This window comes from Vibrio sp. R11-SG3-ISO3-SZ (assembly GCF_059834345.1).
Genome location: NZ_JCBDGX010000004.1, coordinates 1 through 4494 on the forward strand (window position 1 = coordinate 1; position 4494 = coordinate 4494).

General features: G+C 55.3%; 6 protein-coding genes. All 6 read right to left on the minus strand.

Annotation, left to right across the window (positions count from 1 at the left end; all coding sequences use genetic code 11):
* The coding region (gene gspJ, locus AC6R1O_RS00770; RefSeq protein WP_500656333.1) for a type II secretion system minor pseudopilin GspJ at positions 1–415 on the minus strand (415 nt) is incomplete at its 3' end.
* Positions 402–782: a type II secretion system minor pseudopilin GspI gene (gspI, locus tag AC6R1O_RS00775; RefSeq protein WP_500656337.1), complete on the minus strand. Its 381-nt coding sequence runs from the start codon at positions 780–782 to the stop codon at positions 402–404. The genes gspI and gspJ, both read right to left, overlap by 14 nt.
* 16 nt (positions 783–798) lie before the next feature.
* Entirely contained in the window at positions 799–1389 is a 591-nt protein-coding gene (locus AC6R1O_RS00780) for a prepilin-type N-terminal cleavage/methylation domain-containing protein (protein WP_500656334.1), read from the minus strand.
* A complete protein-coding gene (gene gspG / locus AC6R1O_RS00785) occupies positions 1389–1832 on the minus strand; it encodes a type II secretion system major pseudopilin GspG (RefSeq protein ID WP_334554933.1) in 444 nt (147 codons plus the stop codon). The genes AC6R1O_RS00780 and gspG overlap by 1 nt, the downstream gene beginning before the upstream one ends.
* A gap of 23 nt (positions 1833–1855) precedes the next feature.
* Positions 1856–3079: a type II secretion system inner membrane protein GspF gene (gspF, locus tag AC6R1O_RS00790; RefSeq protein ID WP_500656335.1), complete on the minus strand. Its 1224-nt coding sequence runs from the start codon at positions 3077–3079 to the stop codon at positions 1856–1858.
* On the minus strand, positions 3079–4494 hold a 1416-nt coding region (gspE, locus tag AC6R1O_RS00795; RefSeq protein ID WP_500656336.1), incomplete at its 5' end, for a type II secretion system ATPase GspE. The genes gspE and gspF, both read right to left, overlap by 1 nt.

Sequence of the window (4494 nt, forward strand, 5' to 3'; positions counted from 1 at the left end):
ATCGCCACCAAATTCGTTGTAATACGCCATCTTGGATGCGATAACCCACTTTGGTCACCTCGCCGCGCGGGAACTGCTGCTGCGGGTTAAACCAACCCAGGCGCGCGAACATCACCCCTTTTTCATCACTGTCGAGCAAGTTATCTTGCCAAGCGATCAGGGTGGATGAGGGCGAATCACCGCCGGAGCGCGTTTGGCGCAGTGCCATTTGGCGAAAATCATTGTCGAGATAGACAAGGCTACGCTGCAATTCTCCGAGGCGCGCACTGCGCTGCTCTGAGAGCGCATTGCTGCGCTGCACCTGATTGAGCACTTGATAGGCCGCGACGCTCAAACTGGCAAAGATCGCCATCGCCACCAAGACCTCAATCAAGGTAAAACCTTGTGTCCGGCTTGCTTGTCTAGAGCGCCACATAGCTTCTCACCACCACAATCGGCGTCGCTTGCGCGCCCAGTGATACTTTGACATCAAACGCCGCCAACAGATCGCCAGTGGTACTCACTGGCACCACCTGCCACTGCCATTGGCGCCCCGCTAACTGAGCGGTGCCTTTTTGCGCACTGGGCTTAACGCCCGCCAAATGCACTTTGGCCATTTGGTTGTCGGCGACCATGGCGGCGAACGTCTTTTCCTCAATGTAACTTAACGTATTGATGTGCTGACTGACCGAGCGCACTGTGGCGATCGCCGCCGTTGCAAAAATGGCGAGCGCGACCAACACTTCCAGCAAGGTAAAACCGCGCGCGGTAGCGTGGCGAGCAGCCGCAAATCGCCGTGTCATCATCATCGCGCGTGGTTTACTCATCGCTCTCTCCCGGCGCCAGCAGCACAATTTGGCCGTTTTCTTTGGCGATCACGCGCCATGCGGCCTCTTGTGACCACTGGCGGCTACTGACCTTTGGCGCCATCGCCAGCTCAAACGGGCTCACTTCACCGCTCGACATAATAAAGACTTGCGGCGTCGGTAGTGCGTCTTTCTCTTCAAGGTCTGCAAAGCGGTCGTCATCAAACAAGCTGCCGGGGCGAAACAGGCGATCTTCGTCCTGCCACGCTGAGCCGCCCATCGTGAGCTTGAGTGCCAAGTTTTCGCCAAGCTCCGTCTCGGCCGGAATTTGGCCATCGTCTAGACGCTGCCAGCCCTTCGCGGTTAAGCGCACCAAGCGATAGAGACTGCGCTTTTCATCGACCCACAAACCGTAATCTTTCCCCGCCAGCATCGCCTCTTCGTTGAGGAGTTGCAGGCGATGAAACGCTGCGCTGGCGTGCTTTTTTGCCTCATCGCCACTGCGACTGACCAAGGTGGAGACCACCGCCGCCGATGCCAGAGCGGCGATCACCACCACCAGCAAGACTTCAAGTAAGGTAAAGCCGCGAGCGCGTTGATGCATTATTGAAAGTCTTGGATATTCCAGTTACCAATGTCGGCATTGATGCCTTCACCGCCCTCTTGGCCATCGGCGCCCAAGGTAAAGATATCGATATTGCCGTTGTCACCTGGGCTTAGGTATTGGTAGTCGTTGCCCCAAGGATCGCTTGGCAAACGGCGAATGTAGCCACCCTCACGGTAGTTACGCGGCTCCGGGTTGGATGGCTTGCTGACCAACGCCTCTAGCCCCTGATCTGTGGTCGGGTAGACGCTATTATCAAGCTTGTACATGTCGAGTGCGTTTTCCAAGGCGACGATGTCTGTAACCGCTTTTTGTTGATCCGCCTTCTCTTTGTTACCTAACAGGTTAGGCACCACAAAGCTGGCTAAAATCCCCAAAATCACCACGACGACCATCACTTCTAATAACGTAAAGCCTGACTGTTTTTTGATTCTGTTTGTCATTGTTGTTCTCTCCGAGTGCGGGATCATCCCGCCATTAAATTATTCATTTCTAAAATGGGCATTAACGTCGCCATCACGATAAACAGCACCAATCCCGCCATCAGCGCAATCAGTACCGGGGTAAAAATGCCCAGCGCAATATTCACCATAGATTCAAAGTTGGCGTCTTGGTTGTCGGCGGCGCGCGTCAGCATGCCTTCTAGCTGACCACTTTGTTCACCACTGGCGATCATGTGCAGCATCATAGGTGGGAACAGTTTGGTCTGCTCGAGTGCGCGACGCAGGCTTGCCCCTTCGCGCACGCTATCGGCGGCAAGGGTCACTTGCTGCTTGACGTAGCGATTGCTCATCACATCCACCGCCACCTTCATGCCATCCAAAATCGGGATCGCGCTCGACGTGCAAATCGACAGTGTGCGGGCAAAACGCGAGGTATTGAGCCCTTTGCTGATTTTGCCAATCATCGGCAAGCCAATCAGTTTTCGATCATAAGCCAGACGCACGCTCGGCTTGGCTAACGCCAGCTTGATGACGTAGCCCAGCGCCACGATCGCAAGTAATAAGTAGAGACCAAAGTTCTGAACGAACTCGCTTGAGGCGAGCAGAAACTGGGTCGATTGCGGCAGTGCTTGGCCCATCTGGACAAACTGACCGACAATTTTCGGCACTACCGCCGCGAGCAAAAACGCCACAATGCCGATGGCAAACACCACCAGCACCACAGGGTAGATCAGCGCTTGCTGCAGTTTCGAGCGCATTTTCTGCCGATTTTCGGCGTAATCCGCCAAGCGCTCTAACACGGAGTCCAGATGGCCCGATTTTTCCCCCGCCGCGACCATAGAGCGAAACAGATCATCAAACACATGAGGAAAGTCCGCCAAGCTGTCGGCCAAGGTGTACCCTTCGGTCACTTTGGAGCGCACCGCAAGCAGCATCGAACGAATGCGCGCTTTTTCTGATTGCTCAGACACAGCGCGCAAACACTCCTCAAGGGGCATGCCCGATTGCACCAAAGTGGCGAGCTGGCGGGTGATCAACGCCAAATCTGGAGTACTGATTCCACGACGAAAACCGCTTCGCCCTGAATGGGCTTGCTTGGCGTTTTTCTGCCGCGTCTCTTTGACCTCCATCGGCACCAAATCCTGCTCTTTTAGCCGCGAGCGCAACTGGCGCGCTGTATCGGCTTCGAGCACGCCGGTTTTGGTTTTGCCTTTGCTGTCTAACGCTTTGTATTCAAATGCCGCCATTACGCTTCCTTGGTCACACGCAACACCTCTTCAAGCGTCGTGATGCCTTGTCTGACTTTCTCAAGGCCATCGCGTTGAATGCTTGGCGTGCGGGCACGAATGGCTTTCTCAATCGCTTGCTCGCCCGCGTCATCATGGATGAGCGATTGCACCTCGTTATCGACACGCAGCAGTTCATGGATCCCGGTTCGGCCGCGATAGCCTTTAAAGTTGCACGCTTCACAGCCGACGGCTTTGTGCAGCGTGAGGTTCTCGTCTTCGCCGAGCGCAAACCACTGTTTGATTTGCGCGTCAGCCTGATAGGGCGCTTTACACGATGGGCACAGGGTGCGCACCAAACGCTGAGCCAACACCCCAAGCAGCGAGGAGGAGATCAAAAACGGTTCAATACCCATATCACGCAGACGCGTAATCGCCCCTGTGGCGGTATTGGTGTGCAAGGTAGACATCACCAAATGGCCAGTCAATGAAGCTTGAATGGCAATTTGCGCCGTTTCGAGATCGCGAATTTCGCCGACCATCACCACATCCGGGTCTTGGCGCAAAATGGCGCGCAAGCCGCGCGCAAAGGTCATATCCACTCTGGGGTTGACCTGCGTCTGGCCGATGCCGTCGATATCAAATTCGATCGGATCTTCCACCGTCAGAATGTTGCGCTCATTGCTGTTGATTTCACTTAAGCCCGCGTACAAGGTGGTCGATTTACCTGAGCCGGTTGGACCGGTGACTAAAATGATGCCGTGCGGGCGACCAATGAGCTGACGGAAATCATCGTGATTGGCCTTGGTCATACCAAGGCTGTGCAGATCCAATCGCGTGGCGTTTTTGTCCAAAAGACGCATCACCACGCGCTCGCCGTGCGACGATGGCATGGTCGAGACACGCACATCGACCGCGCGACCACCGATACGCAGGGAAATACGCCCATCTTGAGGCACGCGTTTTTCCGCAATGTCGAGCCGCGCCATCACTTTCACCCGTGAGACCAGAAGGGGCGCAAGTTTGCGACTGGGTGATAACACATCACGCAGTACACCATCGACGCGAAAACGGATCGCTAAGCTTTTCTCAAAGGTTTCGATGTGGATATCCGACGCGCCCTCTTTGATTGCCTCTCCTAGCATGGCGTTGATGAGTTTGATGATCGGCGCGTCGTCTTCTGACTCCAGCAAATCTTCATCCTGCGGCAGCTCTTCGGCCAGAGAGAAAAGATCGTCACTGTCCGCGCCAATGTCTTCCATCAACTGGCGCGCTTCCGACGAGTCGCGCTGGTAGGCGCGGGTTAAACGCTGTTCAAACTCACTGCTGCTGACCGATTGCATACCAAACGGCTCGCCGACAACGCGATTCACTTCAAGCAAAGCGTCTACCGCGAGCGGTTCAACATAATAGAGCACCAAGCCAGGTGACTCGGT

Excerpts from the sequence above, each read along its gene's own strand:
- AC6R1O_RS00780 (WP_500656334.1), bottom strand. The coding sequence starts at position 1,389 with ATGCATCAACGCGCTCGCGGCTTTACCTTACTTGAAGTCTTGCTGGTG.
- gspG (WP_334554933.1), bottom strand. The coding sequence starts at position 1,832 with ATGACAAACAGAATCAAAAAACAGTCAGGCTTTACGTTATTAGAAGTG.
- gspF (WP_500656335.1), bottom strand. The coding sequence starts at position 3,079 with ATGGCGGCATTTGAATACAAAGCGTTAGACAGCAAAGGCAAAACCAAA.
- gspI (WP_500656337.1), bottom strand. The coding sequence starts at position 782 with ATGACACGGCGATTTGCGGCTGCTCGCCACGCTACCGCGCGCGGTTTT.